Below are 16,587 nucleotides of genomic sequence, written 5' to 3'. Positions count from 1 at the left end.
TCATGCTTCCTGAGCCACGCCCGCATCGATGCGGGTGACAACACGGGTGCGGATCGGCAGCTTGGCGGCGCCCAGGCGGAGAGCTTCACGCGCGACATCGTCCGGCACGCCGTCGATTTCGAACATGATGCGGCCCGGAGCCACGCGAGCGGCCCAGTAATCCACGGCGCCCTTACCCTTACCCATCCGGACTTCCGCCGGCTTGCCGGTGACCGGCACGTCCGGGAAGATACGGATCCAGACGCGGCCTTGACGCTTCATCTGGCGGGTGATGGCGCGACGGGCGGCTTCGATCTGACGGGCCGTGATGCGCTCCGGCTCGACGGCCTTCAGGCCGTACGAACCGAAGTTCAGCAAGGTGCCGCCCTTCGAAGTGCCGTGGATGCGGCCCTTGAACTGCTTGCGGAATTTGGTCTTTTTCGGAGACAGCATGGCGATCTAATCCTTAGGCGCGATCGCGACGGTCACGACGGTCGCCCCGGTCGGGACGGTCGCCGCGCTCACGGCCACCACCTTCGCCGGCCGGGCCGGACTCAGTGGCGAGACGCTTGTCGAGCGCCATCGGATCATGCTCCAGCACCTCGCCCTTGAAGATCCAGGTCTTCACGCCGATGATGCCGTAGGTGGTCTTGGCTTCGGCGAAACCGAAGTCAATGTCCGCACGGAGGGTGTGCAGCGGCACGCGGCCTTCGCGATACCACTCCATACGAGCGATTTCAGCACCGCCCAGACGGCCCGAGACGTTGATCCGGATGCCCTTGGCGCCGAGACGCACGGCCGACTGGATCGAACGCTTCATGGCGCGACGGAAAGCGATACGACGCTCGAGTTGTTGAGCGATCGACTCGGCCACCAGCTGAGCGTCGGTCTCCGGCTTGCGGATCTCGACGATGTTCAGGTGAACTTCGCCTTCGGTCTTGATCGACAGGTCCTTGCGGAGCTTGTCGATGTCAGCGCCCTTCTTGCCGATGATGACGCCCGGACGAGCGGCATAGATCGTGATGCGGCACTTCTTGTGCGGACGCTCGATGATGATGCGCGACACACCAGCTTGGTACAGGCGCTTCTTCAGGGCGGCGCGGATCGCGAGATCCTGGTGCAGCATCTTGCCGTACTGGGCGCCGTCGGCGAACCAACGGCTGTCCCAGGTGCGGTTTACGCCGAGCCGCAGCCCGACCGGATTGACTTTCTGACCCATTAGGCGGCCTCACCCAGTTCGCGGACCACGATCGTGATCTCGGAGAACGGCTTCTCAACGCGCGTCGCGCGACCGCGAGCGCGGGGCGAGAAACGCTTCATGATCAGGTTCTTGCCCACATAGGCCTCGGCGACGACCAGGGAGTCGATGTCGAGGTTGTGGTTGTTCTCGGCGTTCGAAATCGCCGAGTACAGCGCCTTGCGGACGTCCTGGGCGATGCGCTTGTGGCTGAACTCGAGCTCGTTGAGAGCGCGTTGGACGTTCAGGCCACGGATGGACTGAGCGACCAGGTTCAGCTTGCGCGGGCTGGTGCGCAGGGTGCGCACCTTGCACATCGCTTCGGCGGCCGGCAGGCGGCGTTCTTGCTTCTGCTTGGCCATGATTACTTCCTCTTGGCCTTCTTGTCGGCAGCGTGGCCGGGGAAGCTGCGCGTGGGCGCAAATTCACCGAACTTCATGCCGACCATGTCTTCCGACACGGAGACCGGGATGTGCTTGTGGCCGTTGTGGACGCCGAACACCAGGCCGACGAACTGCGGCATGATGGTCGAACGACGCGACCAGGTCTTGATGACGTCCTTGCGGCCCGACGACAGTGCGGCGTCGGCCTTCTTCAGGAGGTACCCGTCGACAAACGGGCCTTTCCAGACGGAGCGGGTCATGGCTTAGCGGCCCTTCTTCGCTTTGTGGCGCGAACGGATGATGAACTTGTCCGTCGCCTTGTTGACGCGGGTCTTGGCGCCCTTGGTCGGCTTACCAGCCGGGGTCACCGGGTGGCGGCCGCCCGAGGTACGACCTTCACCACCACCGTGGGGGTGGTCGACCGGGTTCATGGCGACGCCGCGGACGTGCGGGCGACGGCCCATATGACGCGAACGACCGGCCTTGCCGAGGTTCTGGTTCATATGGTCGGGGTTCGAAACGGCGCCGACGGTGGCCAGGCACGAGTCGAGCACCATGCGCAGTTCGCCCGAGTTCAGGCGGATCTGGGCGTAGCCGGCGTCACGACCGACCAGCTGGGCGTAGGCGCCAGCCGAACGGGCGATCTGACCACCCTTGGCGGGCTTCAGCTCGATGTTGTGGATGATCGTACCGATCGGCAGCGTGCGCAGCGGCGAGGCGTTGCCCGGCTTCACGTCGACCTTTTCAGCCGTGACGACTTCGTCGCCGACCTTCAGGCGTTGCGGGGCCAGGATGTACGACAGCTCGCCGTCGGCCTGATACTTGATCAGGGCGATGAAGGCGGTGCGGTTCGGATCGTACTCAAGACGAACGACCGTGGCCGTGCCTTGCTTACGACGCTTGAAGTCGACCAGACGGTACAGGCGCTTGGCGCCGCCGCCGCGGAAACGGACCGCGATACGGCCATTGCCGCCACGACCGCCCGACTTCGTCAGACCTTCAACGAGCTTCTTCTCGGGCTTGCCCTTGTGAAGTTCGCTGCGGTCGATCAGCACCAGGCCGCGCTGGCCGGGGCTGGTCGGATTAAATTTCTTCAAGGCCATGTCTTAGAGCCCCGTCGTGATGTCGATCGACTGGCCTTCGGCCAGGGTCACGATCGCTTTTTTGACGTCGTTGCGACGCCCGACGATGCCACGGAAGCGCTTGGTCTTGCCCTTGGTGACGATGGTGTTGACCTTCGTGACCTTGACCTTGAACAGCTCTTCAACGGCGGCGGCGATTTCGTCCTTCGACGCATCGTTGGCCACCTTGAAGACAACCTTGTTCTGCTCCGAGAGCAGGGTCGTCTTTTCGGTGATCACCGGCGACAGGATCGTGTCGTAGTGGCGAGCGGTGGCGGCCATTAGGCGGCTTCCTTCTCAGCGAAACGGGCCGAGATCGCTTCGACCGCGTCCTTGGTCAGGACGAGGGTTTGGCGACGCAGCACGTCGTAGACGTTCAGGCCGGCGTTCGGCAGGACATCCACGTTCGGGATGTTGCGGGCGGCGAGCTTGAAGTTCGCGTCCACTTCCGGACCGGCGATGACCAGGGCGTTCTTCAGACCGATCTTGTCGAAGGTGGCGCGCAGGGCGGCCGTCTTCGCTTCGGTCAGAGCGACACTGTCCACCACGACCAGCGAACCGGCCTTGGCCTTCGAGGACAGGGCGTGGCGCAGAGCCAGGGCCCGGATCTTCTTCGGCAGGTCGAAAGCGTGGCTGCGGACGACAGGGCCGTGAGCCTTGGCGCCGCCGACGAACTGAGCCGCACGACGCGAGCCGTGACGAGCGCCGCCGGTGCCCTTTTGCTTGTACATCTTCTTGCTCGTACGAGAGACCTCGTTACGAACCTGAATCTTGTGGTTACCCGAGCGGCGCTTGGCCAGCTGCCAGGTCACGACGCGCTGCAGGATGTCGCCGCGGATGTCGTCGATGCCGAAGATGGCGTCGTCGAGATCAACGGAACCGGCCTTGCCGCCGTCCAGTTTGATGACGTCGAGTTTCATTAGCCTTCGCCCTCTTCGGTCGTCGCCGCGGGGGCTTCCTCAGCGGGGGTTTCAGCGGCCACCGGAGCAGCCTCACCAGCCTTGCGGAAGGCGCCCGGACGCGGAGCGTCGGCGGGGATGGCCTTCTTCACGGCATCGCGAACCTTCACGTAGCTGCCTTCGTGGCCCGGGACAGCGCCCTTGACCAGCAGCAGGCCACGCTCAACGTCGACCTTCCAGATCGTGACGTTCAGCGTCGTGACGGTTTCTTGACCCAGGTGACCAGCCATCTTCTTGCCCGGGAACGTACGACCCGGGTCCTGGCGGTTACCGGTCGAACCGTGCGAGCGGTGCGAGACCGAAACACCGTGGGTGGCGCGCAGACCACCGAAGTTCCAGCGCTTCATGGCGCCGGCGAAACCCTTACCGACGGTGACGCCTTGGATGTCGACCTTCTGGCCGGCAACGAAGTGGTCAGCGGTCAGCTCGGCGCCAACTTCGATCAGGGCGCTTTCTTCGACGCGGAATTCCGCGACGACGCGCTTCGGCTCAACGGCCGCCTTGGCGAAGTGGCCGCGCAGGGCCTTCGAGGTGTTCTTGGCTTTCTTAGCGCCGGCGCCGAGTTGCAGGGCGGTGTAACCGTCCTTCTCAACCGTGCGCTGGCCCGTGACCTGGCAACCGTCGAGCGACAGGACGGTGACCGGCACGTGCTGACCAGCTTCATCGAAGAAGCGGGTCATGCCGAGCTTCTTGGCGATGATGCCAGTGCGTTGGGTGGGGAGAGTCATGGATCGGCCCTCCTTACAGCTTGATTTCGACGTCAACGCCGGCCGACAGGTCGAGCTTCATCAGCGCGTCCACGGTCTGCGGAGTCGGGTCAACGATATCGAGAACGCGCTTGTGCGTACGGATCTCGAACTGCTCGCGCGACTTCTTGTCGACGTGCGGCGAACGGTTGACGGTGAATTTCTCGATAAGCGTGGGCAGGGGGATGGGGCCCCGCACCGTCGCACCCGTGCGCTTGGCCGTATTGACGATCTCGCGCGTGGAATGATCCAACACGCGGTGATCGAAGGCCTTGAGCCGGATGCGGATGTTCTGACGATCCATATCGCTCGGTTTCCTAGTGGGCTGCGCCCGCGTCTCGAACCATTTCAAAGACCAACCCGAACCCCCAGATGGGAGTCCGTACGCAGCGTCCGCAAAACAAATATCCCCAACAGTTACCTGCCGGGGGTGATGACCGAAATTGCGCCTTGTAGGGCGCTATGTCCGGGCGTCTCGCGAACCGCGTTTGAACTCGAAAGTTCACAGCCGGTCCAACAGAGGCGCGCTTGTACGTTCCGGAATCGGTTTCGTCAAGCGCTCTGTCCGGTTCGTCTCGTCCGATAAGGACTCGAGTCGTCGGGCGGGTTCTGGATAGGCGCCCTGCCCTGCCCGCGCAAGCCCCTCGAAAACATAACATCGGTCCGCATTTAACGCTTTCAGCGGCCTAGGCAGCAAGAACGTGCGCCCGCTCGCGCGTAGGCGAAATGGTCACCTCCGCAAGTGTCACAAAAATGCATTATTCGGCCCTCAAGCGCCGCCGGTGGTCTTGAGGCGGAGTCCGAACCTCCATAGATGCCGGCCCTCCTCGACGGACTGGGCGGCCCTCCCCCCAACAACGACCGTCCAGCCAGTCGGGGAGCCACTCTTGTGTAAGGGGATACCCCACTATGAATACGAAGCTTTTCGCCACCGCCGCCCTGATCGCCGCCGCCGTCTCGGCCCCGGCCTTCGCTCAAAACGTCGGCTCGGTCGGCGCCGCCGTGAACTACACGGACCTGAACACCCGCCTCGGCGGCAATGACGGCACCTCGGTCGTCATCGACGGTTCGGTCGCCATCCCGCTGCAAGGCGCCTGGACCGTGACCGCCAACGGCGACGTCTCGATCTCGGACAACGACCTGTCGGACGAAACCGTCGCCTCGGGCGCCGTGCACTTGACCACCAAGCTGGGCGACACCGTCCGCGTCGGCGGCTTCACCGCCCTGTCGCGTCCGTCGAACGACACCCTGTGGGCCGTCGGCGCCGAAGCCCAGAAGTACCTGAACAACGTCACGCTGACGGGCCTGGTCGCCTACGGTCAATCGAACGACCTGGACGCCGACCTGTACACCGTCCGCGGTGAAGCCCGTTACTTCGTCTCGGACAACTTCCGTCTGAACGCGGGCGCTGGCTGGTCGCGCATCGACACCAACGTCAACGCCGACCTGTGGGACGTGAATGCCGGCGGCGAATACAAGTTCGCCAACACCGGCTGGTCGACCTTCGCCAAGTACACCCACGCGGAATCGAAGGACCTGGCCAAGCTGAACTCGGACGCCGTCAAGTTCGGCTTCCGCTACACCTTCGGCGGCAGCCTGAAGGATCGTGACCGCGCCGGCGCCGACCTGGCCACGGCTGGCGATCTGTTCGGCTTCGGCGTCCGCTAAGGACACCGCACACCGTGCATGAAGAAGGCCCCGGGAGCGATCCCGGGGCCTTCGCTATATATAGAGTGTGGTGCTCTAAAGTTTTTGGGGCAGCTTATTGCCCGATGATCACATCGCCCGAACCGGCCACGTGCTTCTTGACTGGGCCGTTGACCTTGGCGATGCGCACGTCGCCCGAGCCGGCCACCGAGACGTCGACCGTGTCGGCCTCGCCCCGGAAGTCCACATCGCCCGAGCCGGCGACATTGACGTCCACCGAGCGCGCGCGGCCGCCGGCGACCGTGATGTTGCCCGAGCCCATGATGTTGCCGTCCAGCTTGCCGGCGATGCTGGCGCTGCTGACATTGCCCGAGCCGGCGATGTTGACCTCGAGATCGCCGCCGATGGCCTGGGTGCTGATGTCGCCCGAACCCGCCAGGTTGATCTCGACCGAGCTGGCCGTACCGGCCTTGGCGTCACCCGAGCCGGCCTGGTCCAGCTTCAGTTCGCCCTTGGTGTTGGCGATCGTCCAGTCACCGCAGCCGGCGTTGCCCAGCTCGACGCTGTCCGAGCGGCCGATGCTGCCGAACACCGCGCCACCGGCCCGGACCTTGACGTTCATCGGCACGCGGACGGCGATCTGCGGGAAGTTGTCGTAGGACACCTGGCCGACGCCGCGCACCTTCACCCAGACCTTGCCGTCGCGGCTGTTGCAGCCGTTGATCCGGTTCATGCGCAGGTTGCCGTCGACGACCACCTCGTCGCCGTTCTTGCTGACTTCCAGCGGTAGGGCGGCGTTGGTGGTCAGGAACTCGACCTTCACGTCCGTGCGGTTCTCGGGGATCACCACGACGCGGGCGACGGCGTCCTTGATCTTGATGGAGGGCTGGGCCTGGGCCACGCCAGCAGCGGAAACAGCGGCGGCCAGTACGGCCAGGGTCGTCAGAGCGCGCATCGGTCATTCCCCTCGGATGCGTTGAATTCGATGAGGGGAAGCTAACGAGGGTTTGTCACCGCTTCGACTTAAATCGAGGTCATGACCTCGAAGTCATAAAACGCGGGTCGGCTAGTCGACCATCAGGGCGACCAGGCCCAGACCTAGGCCAAGACCGACGCCGACCCCCGCGCCCAGCTTGGGATGGCGGCGGTTCATGGCGGCCATGAAGCTGGCTCCGCCTCGCAGCTGCCCGACCAGGCTGGGCTCGCAGGCGACGATGCGGTCGAAGCGGCGGGCCAGGCGCGAGGCGCCGGCGATCCGCATGGAATGGCCGCGCGCGCCCAGCCGGCGCTCGATCAGGCCCTCGAACACCACCTCGGCCGGATCGGCGAAGTCGTGCTTGTAGGCGTCGGCGTCGACACCGAAGTCCACACGAGTGATGCCGCGCGCCGCGGCGGTCTCCAGCGTGTCCAGCGTCATCAGCCCGCCCGGCGAGTACTTGGCGTAGGCGGGGTCGTAGATCGGGAACCACAGGTGATGCCGCGCGCCCGAGGTCAGGCCCAGCTCGGCGGCGACCAGCTTGTCGCCAGCCTTCAGCACGGCCAGGCGCAGCCCGAAGTCCGGCGCGTCGATCTCCGCCAGCTTGCGGATCAGCTCGACCGTCCAGCCGCAGGCGAACACATCGTACTGATGGGTGCGAACGATCTGAGCCCGCTTGTGGTCGATGACGTAGTCGACCTGCGCCAAGGTCGGGCGCTCGAAGGTGAAGGTCAGTGCGCCGTGATCCCGCTCCAGCGCGCGGCGACGGCGGCGCTTGTCCTTCAGGAACCGCGCATCGCGGCCAGCCAGATAGGCGTCGAAGCCTTGGGAGAGATCGGCCGCCATGGTCCGGCGCGGCGTCAGGTCCGGACGATCCGCCTCCCCCGCCGCGACCAGGCCGCTGAAGCGGGCGCGGTGCACGCCTTCCAACTGGGGCAGCAGATGGGCGATGTCGAAGCCGGGCTCGGCGACCAGGCCATGGAAGTCACTGAGCGGCGCGGCCAGAGGCTGGATCAGCCCGCCCCGCTGCTGGAACGGCAGGAAGCCCCGCACCGTCCCGCCTTCGCGGATCACGGCGACCCGCGCGCCGGGCGCGATCTGGGCGGCGACCTGGACGAAACGGGGATCGAAATAGGGGCTGGCCAGGGTCTGGTCAGCCGCGCGGAAGGCGCGCCAGAGCTCAAGCTCGGCCGCTCCCAGCTGCGAGGCTTCGACAGCCTCTACGACGATCCCCTCTCGCACGACGCAACCCCACTCCCGTCCGGGTTGGGGCATTAAGCCTAAAGGCTCCTAACAATCGCTTTAGTTGCGAAGTGTGTCTGCCGGCCACGGCGCCTGGTGTTTGCGCAAGCGGACCGGCGCGGACTTGTAGGCTGGCGTGCCCGAGCGCTGGTCGTGATCGTCCAGCGACACCACGACATTGGTCTCGGGATAATAGGCCGCCAGGCAGCCGGCCGGGATCTCGCGCGCCACCACGGTGAAGGCCCGCACGATCCGCTCGCCGGTCTCGTCGAAAGCCGCGCCCAGGTCGACCAGGTCGCCTTGCGCCAGGCCTAGCCGCGCCATGTCGTCGGGATTGGCGAAGATCACGTCGCGTCGGCCGAACACCCCGCGATAGCGGTCGTCATAGCCGTAGATCGTCGTGTTGTACTGGTCATGGCTGCGCAGGGTGGTCAGGATCATCACGTCCGGATCGCCCCGGCGCGGATCGCCGCCCTTGGGATCGTGGACCATGAAGTTGGCCTTGCCCGTCGCCGTCTTCCACACCCGGTTCGACGGCCCGACCGGCAGACGGAAGCCGCCGGGAATACGGACCTTGTCGTTATAGTCCTCGAACGCCGCCGGGAAGACGCGGGCGATCAGGTCGCGGACGGCGTCGTAATCGTCGGCCAGGCCCGGCCAGTCGACCAGCGGGTCCTCGCCGAACAGCGCCGTCGCGAAGCCGCAGACGATGGCTGGCTCCGACATCAGGTGCTCGGACGCCGGCGGGTTCAGACCGCGCGAGGCGTGGACCATCGACATCGAGTCCTCGACCGTCACCGACTGGCGCACGCCGGCCCGCACATCCAGCTCGGTGCGGCCCAAGCACGGCAACAGGATCGCCTCCTTGCCGATCAACAGGTGCGTGCGGTTGGGCTTGGTGGCGACGTGAACGGCCAGGTCCAGCTTGCGCATGGCCGCGAAGGTTCGCACCGGATCGGGCGCGGCGACCGCGAAGTTGCCGCCCAGGCCGATGAAGACCTTGCTCTCGCCGCGCTCGATGGCTTCGATTGACTCCACGACGGTGTGGCCGTGCTCGCGCGGCGGCTCGAAACCGAAGACGTCGCGGATCGCGTCCGAGAACGCCGCCGACGGCTTTTCCCAGATACCGACCGTGCGATTGCCCTGGACGTTGGAGTGGCCGCGAAGCGGACAGATCCCCGCCCCTTCCCGTCCGATATTGCCCTTCAGCAGCAGCAGGTTGACCAGTTGCTGCACCGTGCCGGAGCTGTCGCGGTGCTGGGTCAGGCCCATGCCGTAGCAAAGGATGGTCGCCTTCGCCCTGGCGTAGATCGCCGCCGCCTCTTCGATTCGAGCGCGCGATAGGCCGCTGCCGGCCTCGATGGTCGCCCAGTCCTGAGCCTCAACCGAGGCAACGAGCGCTTCGTAGCCGGCGGTGTGTTCCATTATAAAGTCGTGATCCAGGACGCCGCCGTCGCGCGCCTCCATGGCCAGCAGCGCCTTCATCATGCCCTGCACCAGCAAGGCGTCGCCGCCGATCTGCAGCTGGAAATAGGCCGAGGCGATCGGGGTCGAACTCAGCGTCGCCATCTCGACCGGATCCTGCGGCGAGGCGAACTTCTCCAGCGACCGTTCCTTCAGCGGGTTGAAGGCCAGGATCGTCGCCCCGCGCCGGCTGGCATCGCGCAGGGTCGTCATCATCCGCGGATGGTTGGTGCCGGGATTGTGGCCAAAGCACAGGATCAGGTCGGCGTGGTCGAAGTCCTCCAGCGTCACCGAGCCCTTGCCCAGGCCGATCGAGTCCGGCAGGCCGACGCTGGTCGGCTCGTGGCACATGTTCGAGCAGTCGGGGAAATTGTTGGTCCCGAACCGCCGGACCATCAGCTGGTACAGGAACGCCGCCTCGTTGCTGGCCCGGCCCGAGGCGTAGAACTCGGCCTCGTTCGGATCCTTCAGCGCCTTCAGCCCCTCGGCGGTGCGGGCGAAGGCGGCCTCCCAGGTGATCGGCTTGTAGCGGTCGTCGGCCGGATCGTAGGCCATCGGCTCGGTCAGCCGGCCCAGGTCCTCGATCGCGTGGTCGGTCCAGGTCAGCAGCTCGCTGACCGTGTGCTGGGCGAAGACCTCCGGTGTGGCCCGCTTGGACGTCGCCTCCCAGGCCACGGCCTTGGCGCCGTTCTCGCAGAACTCGAAGGACGAGGTGTGCTTGGGATCGGGCCAGGCGCAGCCGGGGCAGTCGAAACCCTCGGGCTGGTTGGCCCGCATCAGGGTCTTGCCACCCTCGACGATCGTCTCCTGGCCGGCCAGCGCTCCGGCCACCGCCTTCAGCGCGCCCCAGCCGCCAGCGGGCTGGCGGTACGGGCGGACGCCATCGACCTTCTTGTCGGACATCAGGCCGGCTCCAGCTCGGATTCAAGGAGGCGCTCGCCGCCGGCGAAAACCGCGTGGCCGTCGGCGCGGGCCAGGGCGACCAGGGTCAGGTTGGCCTCCTCGGCCTTGGCGATCGCCAGCTCGGTCGGAGCCGAGACCGCGACCAGGATCGGGCAACCGATCCGCGCGACCTTCTCGACCATCTCGAACGAGCAGCGGCTGGTGACGACCACGAAGCCTGCCGCCGCATCGACGCCGCCGCGCGCCATGGCCCCCGCCAGCTTGTCCAAGGCGTTGTGGCGGCCGACATCCTCGCGGACCAGAACCAGCGCACCGTCAACGTCGAAGAAGGCGGCGGCGTGGGTGGCTCGGGTCAAACGGCCCAGGGCCTGCTGCTCTTCCAGCGCCGCCAGGGCGCGCGGGATCGCCTCGTGGCGGATGGCGACCCCCTGCCCCAGCACCGGCAGCGGCCGCACCGCATCGGCCAAGCGCTGCACACCGCACAGCCCGCAGCTGGAACGGCCCTCCAGGTTGCGCGGCCGCGCCTTCTTGATCAGCGCGCCGGGCGCCAGGCGGACGTCGACCAGGATCCCCTGCTCTTCTTCCTTGGCGATGATCTCGAGCACGTCCTCGGCCCGGGCGATCGCCTCGGTGACCACGAAGCCCAGGGCCAGTTCCTCGACCTGCTCGGGCGTGGCCATCAGCACCGTGTGCGGACGACCGTCGAACGACAGGCCGACGGCGGTCTCTTGCGGCAGAACCCGCGCGAGCGGCTCGAGGGCCTTTCCGGGACGCCATTGCGCGCCGGGCCGGCGGGAGGATGGGGAACGCGACATGCCCCGGAGCCTACTCCGCAGGCGCCCAGCGGTACAGTCGATGACGTCACGACGGGTTTGTTCAAAACCGTCATCGTTCGGCGCGTGACCGAACGCCGATCCTGGAGCAAACATAAGCCCATGGCAGGCTCTACCTTCGACACCCGACGCGCCCAGATGTTTCCCCGGCTGGAGCCGGACGAGATCGATCGCCTGCGCCGCTTCGGTCGCGTGATTCATGCCGAGGCCGGCTCGGCCTTGGCCACGGCCGGCGTCGCCTCGCCCGGCCTGTTCGTGGTGCTGGCCGGCCGCGTGGCCATCAGCCGCCGCGACGCTCACGACGAGAGCCAGCCGATCGTCGAGCACGCCGCCGGCCAGTTCGTCGGCGAGATCGCCCAGCTGTCGGGCCGCCCCTCGCTGGTCGACGTCACCGCCATCACCGCTGTCGAGGCCCTGCTGATCGAGCCCGAACGCCTGCGCGCCGTGCTGGTCGCCGAGGCCGAGCTGGGCGAGCGGATCATGCGCGCCCTGATCCTGCGCCGTGTCAGCCTGATCGAGACCGGCGCCGGCGGCCCGATCATCATCGGCCGCGAAAGCGACGCCCAGGTCATCCGCCTGTCGGGCTTCCTGGCCCGCAACGGCCACCCCTATCAGAACCTCGACCCCGACCAGATGGACTGCGCCAAGGTGCTGATTCAGCGCTTCCAGGTCGACGACAGCGAACTGCCGATCGTGCTGTGCCCGAACGGCGAGATCCTGCGCCAGCCGACCAACCATCAGCTGGGCCGCTGCATCGGCCTGGTCGGTCCGATCGACGCCGACAAGCTCTATGACGTCGCCATCGTCGGCGCGGGACCGGCCGGCCTGGCCACCGCCGTCTACGCCGCGTCCGAGGGCCTGTCGGTGCTGGTGCTGGACACCCGCGCCTTCGGCGGCCAGGCCGGGGCCTCGGCCCGGATCGAGAACTATCTGGGCTTCCCCACCGGCATCACCGGCATGGCCCTGATGGGCCGCGCCTATGGCCAGGCGCAGAAGTTCGGGGCCGAGCTGGCCATTCCCGACGAGGTCGCCTCGTTGGTCTGCGAGGACGACGGCCGGCACCGATACCGCCTGGCCCTCGCCAGCGGCGAGACCGCGCAAGCCAAGACCGTGGTCATCGCCAGCGGCGCTCGTTACCGCCGGCTGGACGTCGACAACCTCGACAATTTCGAAGGCGCCTGTGTCCACTACTGGGCCTCGCCGCTGGAGGCCAAGCTGTGCGCCGGCCAGGAGATCGCGCTGGTGGGCGCCGGCAACTCGGCGGGCCAGGCGGCCGTCTACCTGGCCAGCCAGGTCAAGAAGGTCTGGATGATCGTGCGCGGCGAAAGCCTGGCGGCGACCATGTCGCGCTACCTGATCGACCGCATCGAGAGCACGCCCAATATCGAGGTCGTGGTCGAGAGCCGGATCGTCGACCTGGAAGGCGACGAGGGCAAGCTGTCGGCCGTGCGCTGGCGCGGCCCCAGCGGCGTCGAGACCGTCCAGGCCATCAGCCACCTCTTCCTGTTCATCGGCGCCGCGCCCAACACGTCCTGGCTGACCCACTGCCATGTCGAGCTGGACAATCACGGCTTCGTCCGCACCGGGACGGATCTCGCGCCCGGCCACCCGCTGCTGCAGACCAGCCGCAAGGGCGTGTTCGCGATCGGCGACGTGCGGGCCGGTTCGGTCAAGCGCGTCGGCGCCGCCATCGGCGAAGGCGCCCAGGCTGTCGCCGCCATCCACGCCTACCTGGCGGAGGCCTGAACCATGACCTGCTCGCACGGCGACTCGATCCGCATGGTCACGCCCGGCACGAAGGGCTGCGAGGAGTGCCTGAAGGCCGGCGGCTGGTGGGTGCACCTGCGCCTGTGCCGGACCTGCGGCCATGTCGGCTGCTGCGACGACAGCCCGTCCAAGCACGCCACCGCCCACTTCCGCGCGACCAGGCACCCGATCATCGAGGGCTATGACCCGCCCGAGGGCTGGGGCTGGTGCTTCGTCGACGAGGAATTCGTCGAGCTGCCCGACCAGACGCCACAGGTCGGGCCGATCCCGCGCTTCGTTCAGGGCTAGGCTAGCGCTCGAGCGCGCCCTTGCCCGCGATGATCTTGTCTCGGAACTTCTCGATCCGCGCCACGCGCGTCGCTGACTGCTTGGCCTGGTTCAGCGCGAACAGATAGCTCTTCTGGCGTCCCGGCGTCAGCGCGTGGAAGGCCTCGGCCAGCTCCGGATCGGCGTCCAGCGCCTCGGTCAGCTCGTCGGGCACGTCGATCTCGCGCTCGGTCCTGGCGGGCTTGGTTCCCGCCTCGGCGTGATCCATCAGCTGGCGCAGATAGGCCCGGATCACCGGCTCCAGCGCGGCGACCTGCGCATTGGCGGTGAAGCGGATCATGCCCGGCGTCTGGCTGTTGGGCCCCTGCGGCTCCAGCACGCCCTCGCTGTCGACCAGCAGGCCAGGGTTCAGGAAACTGAGCCGGAAGTCGCCTCGGAACGCCCCGAAGATCGCGATGTTGCGCCCGGCGTGCATGTAGCACGGGTGGGCCCACTTCACCGTCTCCTCCAGCCCGACGTCCAGGCAGATCCGGCGCAGGGCGTTCAGGCCGTCGATCCACGGCCGGGTCGAGCAGTCCGGCGTCGCGAACCGATCACAGCGGCCGCAGCCCAGGGTGAAGAAGTCATCGGGATCGGTGATCATCGCCATGGCCTTCTCCTGCCATCTTTTCCGGACGAAGCGAAAGGGACGCGTGCAGGAAGCGTTTGGGGACGCGCACGGCGGCGCCCTTCCGCCGGCGAGGGCCGGCGGGTTTGGGGAGGTGGCGGAGCGTCCGGGCAGGGCCCGGATGAGGTGTAGAGGAGTACCGTTTCGGCCAAGGCCGGAGCGCTCCGCGTGACCGTTGCGCCTGAGCCCTCGACGCGCGGGGTCTTAACCCGCTTCCGAAAGAGGCCCAGGACGGGCGGAGGAAGATGCGTTCCCTCCGGACCACGCGAGCGATTTCAGCCCGCGCCTGCCGCGCCGATCCCCTTCGCCGCCCGGCTTTCGTCCCGATGTTTCAGGGAGCCCGTCCGGATCCGTCGCGAAGGCGGCCCGAAGGCCAAGACCAGCGCTTCCCGCTCGACCACCCCCGCCGCGCCTTCGGTCGCCAGCTGAACGCCCTCCCCCGCGACGGGGCGAGGAGAAGTATGGGGGAGGTTTTCAGGGCGATGCGTCGATTTTGGATGGGCTCGTGGGTGGCGGGGGCAAGGTGTTGATTTTGCTTGGATCGTGCGCCCCAGTTCCCGCGTATCCACGGGGGTTGGCGATCCCCGTCAATCGACAGCAAACGTTACGAAACTCCGCTTCGCCCCATGGGCGACATTCGCAACGTCGGTTAGCGTAAGGCCACGCTACGGCATTCGTGCTGGCAACGCTCTGGAACCAAACGCGCGGATCGCCGCGCTTTAGCTTGGCTATTGATGCTCAGGCACCTAACCTACCACTAAGCCGAGGCGATCCAACCCGGCTCAATCATAGGGGGAGCCGCCTGATGGACGTGGGAACAGGGCTTGGGCTGGTCGGCATCGTCATAGGTGTGGTCTTTGGTGTTACCGGGCTAGTATTCGCTGCAAAGCGCATCAATAAGAGCCGATCTCAGAAGCAAGTCGTCGGTAAGGGCGGCATCGCTATCCAGAGCGGGCGAGATACAAAGATCAAGAAATGAGCGGCGATCGTCAGGACCAGCGCGTCGGTGAGGGTGGTCAAGCCATCCAGGCAGGCAACAACGTCATTATCTACCAGGGCGTGTCTGCAATAGAGATTGCAGAGATACTTGCCCGACAAGCCCAAGTGGTCGAGCAATATAGCTTCCGCGCACGCGAGACGGTTGACGAGAGGCTTAAGGAATTCGAGGAGCGAATTCTCAATAGGTTTGCAGAGAACAAGGACGCAGATTCTGAGGCTTTTAAGGAGCCTGCGTTTCAATTCGCGGTTCACGATGCCCAGAAGGCTTTTGCGAAATCTGGCGAACCCGATGTTGGGGAGACCCTTGTCAACATTCTCGCTCAACGCTCTAAAACTCAAGAGCGAGGCATTGTCGCTCTCATTCTAGACGAAGCTATTGAAGTCTCTGGAAAGCTATCAAAGCCAGAACTCTCTTATCTCTCTGCGGCATTTCTCACCCTCAGAGTCAAGATACAAAAGCATTACACCAGCGAACTACTTGATGCGCTCGCACTAATGCTAAATCCCATTCTGGAGCATATCCCACCGGGGGCATCTACCGCTAGTTATCTGACTGGACTCGGCTGTATGCAAACTGAGTCCATCATGCATAGGACTTTCAACGAGCCGTTCATTGGAAATTATGGCTACGTATTCAATAGTGGATTCAAGAAGGAAGAATTCATAAATGCTTTTGGACTACTAGATGATGAAAGTGATCGGCTCTGGGAAAAGCTCGCCAGGCCGCTAGACGTACCGAGCCTGAAAATAGACCGCTCCACCTACACTTCTTCCGCGCCTCAATATTCTACGATGAAACAAAACGCGCTCTACACGTTCGTCGGCATGTCTGAGGCAGATTTCAAGCCGGTGCTTGAGCAGCACGTTGATAATCCGGAGATCAGGGAGAAGCTTCTTGCTCTAGCGAGGTCCAGATATTGGAGCGAAGAAGAGATTTACGCGAAGCTCGAATCAGTAATGCCCCACATCGGTCGCTTGAGGACCGCGTTCACTGACGGCGGACTTGCCCAAGGTGGACTGACGGCTAAGGGCATCGCCATCGCTCATTCTTACTTGGCTCACGTCACAGCGGATCACTTCGTCGCTCCGCTTTCAATCTGGATTAACTAGGGGCGAGCGTGGACAAACCGCCACGCCCGTATCGATCTAATGCGTCCGTGTCGCTGTATCTATGGGGATTGGCGAGCGGCGCTCAGGGCAAATTTCTGTGACCGGATCGAAAGACGGCTTTCCACCCAAGTCAGACATTGGCCCAAGCAAAAGGCCCCGGAGATTGCTCTCCGGGGCCTTCGCATTTCTCAGCCGAAGCTAAGACCGGTCGATTACTCGACGATCTTGGCCACGACGCCGGCGCCGACGGTGCGGCCGCCTTCGCGGATGGCGAAGCGCAGGCCTTG

20 protein-coding genes and 1 pseudogene are annotated in these 16,587 nt (G+C 65.5%); 5 read left to right on the top strand and 16 right to left on the bottom strand.

The window, feature by feature from the left end:
• The 10 genes and pseudogenes from rplP to AC1RRR_RS00060 form a co-directional block, all read right to left on the bottom strand.
• A complete protein-coding gene (rplP, locus tag AC1RRR_RS00105; RefSeq protein WP_172265579.1) occupies window positions 1–432 on the bottom strand; it encodes a 50S ribosomal protein L16 in 432 nt (143 codons plus the stop codon).
• A 13-nt stretch (window positions 433–445) separates the two neighbouring features.
• Entirely contained in the window at window positions 446–1,198 is a 753-nt protein-coding gene (gene rpsC / locus AC1RRR_RS00100; protein ID WP_223394543.1) for a 30S ribosomal protein S3, read from the bottom strand.
• On the bottom strand, window positions 1,198–1,578 hold the full coding sequence (gene rplV / locus AC1RRR_RS00095) for a 50S ribosomal protein L22 (protein ID WP_010919132.1): 381 nt from the start codon (window positions 1,576–1,578) through the stop codon (window positions 1,198–1,200). The genes rpsC and rplV overlap by 1 nt, the downstream gene beginning before the upstream one ends.
• Before the next feature lie 2 nt (window positions 1,579–1,580).
• Window positions 1,581–1,859 carry a 30S ribosomal protein S19 gene (gene rpsS / locus AC1RRR_RS00090; protein ID WP_252634387.1) on the bottom strand — a complete coding sequence of 93 codons (279 nt, stop codon included), beginning with the start codon at window positions 1,857–1,859 and terminating at the stop codon, window positions 1,581–1,583.
• A 3-nt stretch (window positions 1,860–1,862) separates the two neighbouring features.
• Window positions 1,863–2,702, bottom strand: a complete 840-nt coding sequence (gene rplB / locus AC1RRR_RS00085) for a 50S ribosomal protein L2 (RefSeq protein WP_492809533.1) — start codon at window positions 2,700–2,702, stop codon at window positions 1,863–1,865.
• 3 nt (window positions 2,703–2,705) lie between these two features.
• On the bottom strand, window positions 2,706–3,002 hold the full coding sequence (locus tag AC1RRR_RS00080) for a 50S ribosomal protein L23 (RefSeq protein ID WP_172265586.1): 297 nt from the start codon (window positions 3,000–3,002) through the stop codon (window positions 2,706–2,708).
• A complete protein-coding gene (gene rplD / locus AC1RRR_RS00075; RefSeq protein WP_492809530.1) occupies window positions 3,002–3,640 on the bottom strand; it encodes a 50S ribosomal protein L4 in 639 nt (212 codons plus the stop codon). Before rplD ends, AC1RRR_RS00080 begins: the two co-directional genes overlap by 1 nt.
• A complete protein-coding gene (rplC, locus tag AC1RRR_RS00070; protein ID WP_492809528.1) occupies window positions 3,640–4,407 on the bottom strand; it encodes a 50S ribosomal protein L3 in 768 nt (255 codons plus the stop codon). Before rplC ends, rplD begins: the two co-directional genes overlap by 1 nt.
• A 13-nt stretch (window positions 4,408–4,420) precedes the next feature.
• Window positions 4,421–4,729 (bottom strand): 30S ribosomal protein S10, encoded by a 309-nt coding sequence (gene rpsJ / locus AC1RRR_RS00065; protein ID WP_004616952.1) that lies wholly within the window; start codon window positions 4,727–4,729, stop codon window positions 4,421–4,423.
• Window positions 4,730–4,742: 13 nt separating this feature from the next.
• Window positions 4,743–4,931 (bottom strand): annotated as a pseudogene (locus AC1RRR_RS00060) (hypothetical protein).
• 403 nt (window positions 4,932–5,334) lie between these two features.
• Here AC1RRR_RS00060 and AC1RRR_RS00055 point away from each other — a divergent pair.
• The gene (locus AC1RRR_RS00055) at window positions 5,335–6,093 is read left to right on the top strand and encodes an outer membrane protein (protein ID WP_492809526.1); all 759 of its coding nucleotides are present in this window, start codon (window positions 5,335–5,337) and stop codon (window positions 6,091–6,093) included.
• Window positions 6,094–6,187: 94 nt separating this feature from the next.
• On the opposite strand, the gene AC1RRR_RS00050 is transcribed toward AC1RRR_RS00055, so the two are convergent.
• The 4 genes from AC1RRR_RS00050 to fdhD form a co-directional block, all read right to left on the bottom strand.
• Complete coding sequence (locus AC1RRR_RS00050) at window positions 6,188–7,027, bottom strand: GIN domain-containing protein (RefSeq protein ID WP_492809524.1); 840 nt, start codon at window positions 7,025–7,027, stop codon at window positions 6,188–6,190.
• 111 nt (window positions 7,028–7,138) lie between these two features.
• Window positions 7,139–8,290, bottom strand: a complete 1,152-nt coding sequence (locus AC1RRR_RS00045) for a GNAT family N-acetyltransferase (protein WP_492809522.1) — start codon at window positions 8,288–8,290, stop codon at window positions 7,139–7,141.
• A 60-nt stretch (window positions 8,291–8,350) separates the two neighbouring features.
• A complete protein-coding gene (locus AC1RRR_RS00040; protein WP_492809520.1) occupies window positions 8,351–10,657 on the bottom strand; it encodes an FdhF/YdeP family oxidoreductase in 2,307 nt (768 codons plus the stop codon).
• Window positions 10,657–11,472 carry a formate dehydrogenase accessory sulfurtransferase FdhD gene (gene fdhD / locus AC1RRR_RS00035; protein ID WP_492809518.1) on the bottom strand — a complete coding sequence of 272 codons (816 nt, stop codon included), beginning with the start codon at window positions 11,470–11,472 and terminating at the stop codon, window positions 10,657–10,659. The genes AC1RRR_RS00040 and fdhD overlap by 1 nt, the downstream gene beginning before the upstream one ends.
• A gap of 120 nt (window positions 11,473–11,592) precedes the next feature.
• Between fdhD and AC1RRR_RS00030 the strand changes: the two genes are divergently transcribed.
• Both AC1RRR_RS00030 and AC1RRR_RS00025 read left to right on the top strand, forming a co-directional pair.
• On the top strand, window positions 11,593–13,236 hold the full coding sequence (locus AC1RRR_RS00030; RefSeq protein ID WP_492809516.1) for an FAD-dependent oxidoreductase: 1,644 nt from the start codon (window positions 11,593–11,595) through the stop codon (window positions 13,234–13,236).
• A 3-nt stretch (window positions 13,237–13,239) separates the two neighbouring features.
• A complete protein-coding gene (locus AC1RRR_RS00025; RefSeq protein ID WP_492809514.1) occupies window positions 13,240–13,545 on the top strand; it encodes a UBP-type zinc finger domain-containing protein in 306 nt (101 codons plus the stop codon).
• A gap of 1 nt (window position 13,546) precedes the next feature.
• Here the strand turns inward: AC1RRR_RS00025 and AC1RRR_RS00020 are convergent, their stop codons facing one another.
• Window positions 13,547–14,173: a YdeI/OmpD-associated family protein gene (locus AC1RRR_RS00020; protein ID WP_492809512.1), complete on the bottom strand. Its 627-nt coding sequence runs from the start codon at window positions 14,171–14,173 to the stop codon at window positions 13,547–13,549.
• 823 nt (window positions 14,174–14,996) lie between these two features.
• On the opposite strand from AC1RRR_RS00020, the gene AC1RRR_RS00015 reads away from it, so the two are divergent.
• Complete coding sequence (locus AC1RRR_RS00015) at window positions 14,997–15,170, top strand: hypothetical protein (protein WP_492809510.1); 174 nt, start codon at window positions 14,997–14,999, stop codon at window positions 15,168–15,170.
• Window positions 15,167–16,300 carry an LPO_1073/Vpar_1526 family protein gene (locus AC1RRR_RS00010; protein WP_492809508.1) on the top strand — a complete coding sequence of 378 codons (1,134 nt, stop codon included), beginning with the start codon at window positions 15,167–15,169 and terminating at the stop codon, window positions 16,298–16,300. The genes AC1RRR_RS00015 and AC1RRR_RS00010 overlap by 4 nt, the downstream gene beginning before the upstream one ends.
• A 212-nt stretch (window positions 16,301–16,512) precedes the next feature.
• On the opposite strand, the gene AC1RRR_RS00005 is transcribed toward AC1RRR_RS00010, so the two are convergent.
• On the bottom strand, window positions 16,513–16,587 hold a 75-nt coding region (locus tag AC1RRR_RS00005), incomplete at its 5' end, for an EF-Tu C-terminal domain-related protein (protein ID WP_425991018.1).

Source organism: Caulobacter sp. GW821-FHT12D05 (assembly GCF_058807295.1).
The sequence above is the reverse complement of the archived record's forward strand: the minus strand, read 5'-3'. Positions and strand labels throughout refer to the sequence as shown.